We start from the raw sequence: 1,287 nt of genomic DNA, 5'->3' as shown, positions 1-1,287 counted from the left end.
GTAACTGTTCAGGCCGTTTTCGGGCTGTGAGCGGGCTTGTGGGATGATCTTGTTGTGGGGGAAGGTGTTCGTCCGTCGTATGACGAGCTGGCCGCGCTGGTCGCAGCGCAGGCCGTGGAGCTCGCGCGTGCACGGGAGGAGATCACCGCACTACGGGCCGAGGTCGCCGCGCTCAAGCGCCGCTTGGGCACGAACTCGGGAAACTCCTCGATGCCGCCCTCATCGGACCGGTTCAGCAAACCCGCCCCAAGTCGTTGCGGGGCAAGTCCGGACGCAAGCAGGGCAAACAGCCCGGAGCAGCCGGAGCGAACCTGTCACTGATCGAAAACCCGGACACGATCCTCGACCACGCGCCGTCGGCGTGCTCTGGCTGCGGCGAAGCCTTGCGCCGCGCGCACCGCGCCGGGATGGTCCGGCGACAAGTGGTCGACCTGCCGCCGGTGCGTCCGTCGGTGACCGAGCATCGTCTGCACCGGCTGCGGTGCCGTGGATGCCACCGGGTCACGACCGCGCCCGCCTCGGCCGAGGCGACCGCGCCCGCGTGTTACGGACCGAACGTGACCGCGTTGGCAGTCTATCTGCTGACCTACCAGCACATCCCTGTCGCCAGGACAGCGCAGCTATTGCAGGATTTATTGGGACTGCCAGTATCGACCGGCTGGGTCGCCGGTGTCCTCACCCCGGTTGCCGCGCAGCTCGACGGGTTCGCCCGGCAGGTCGAGGACGCGTTGCGGACAGCGCCGGTGGCGCACTTCGACGAGACCGGGATCCGGGTCGAGAGCAAGAACTGGTGGCTGCACGTCGCCTGCACCCCACATCTGACCGCCTACATGCCCCACTCCCAGCGCGGCGGTGAAGCGATGGACGAGTTCGGGATCCTCACTCGGTTCCGTGGTGTCGCGGTCCATGACGGACTGATGTCATATCAAGACTTCGGATGCAAACACGCCCGCTGCAACGCCCACCACCTGCGCGAACTGGTCGCAGTCGGCGAAGCTCACCCGGAGCACACCTGGCCCCGGATCGCCAAGAAGACCCTCGAAGAACTCAATACCGCTGCACATACCGCTCGAGACGCCGGCCTGGACACGATCCCCGCCCGCATCCTCGATCCGCTGATATCCAGGTTCGTCCGCACCGTCCATCTTGGCTTGCTGCTGCACCCACCGGACCGGGGTCGCAAGCAAAGCAAGACCCGGAATCTGCTGGTGCGTCTGCGCGACTACCAGCAGCAAGTGCTGCTCTTCGCCCGCGACCTGACTGTCCCCTTCACCAACAACCAAGCCG

Annotated in this window: 2 protein-coding genes; both read left to right on the top strand. The window is 66.3% G+C overall.

Features of this window, described 5'->3' with window-relative positions:
* Positions 1-54 precede the first annotated feature (54 nt).
* On the top strand, positions 55-321 hold the full coding sequence (locus AB0M80_RS44160) for a DUF6444 domain-containing protein (RefSeq protein ID WP_364576531.1): 267 nt from the start codon (positions 55-57) through the stop codon (positions 319-321).
* Positions 255-1,287, top strand: a 1,033-nt coding sequence (locus AB0M80_RS44155; protein ID WP_364576530.1) for an IS66 family transposase, incomplete at its 3' end; no start/stop codon positions are given. The genes AB0M80_RS44160 and AB0M80_RS44155, both read left to right, overlap by 67 nt.

The organism is Amycolatopsis sp. NPDC051045, from assembly GCF_040682955.1.
In the GTDB taxonomy this organism is placed as follows: Bacteria; Actinomycetota; Actinomycetes; order Mycobacteriales; family Pseudonocardiaceae; genus Amycolatopsis.
Note: the sequence above shows the minus strand (reverse complement) of the source record. Positions and strands in the feature narration are given on the sequence as shown.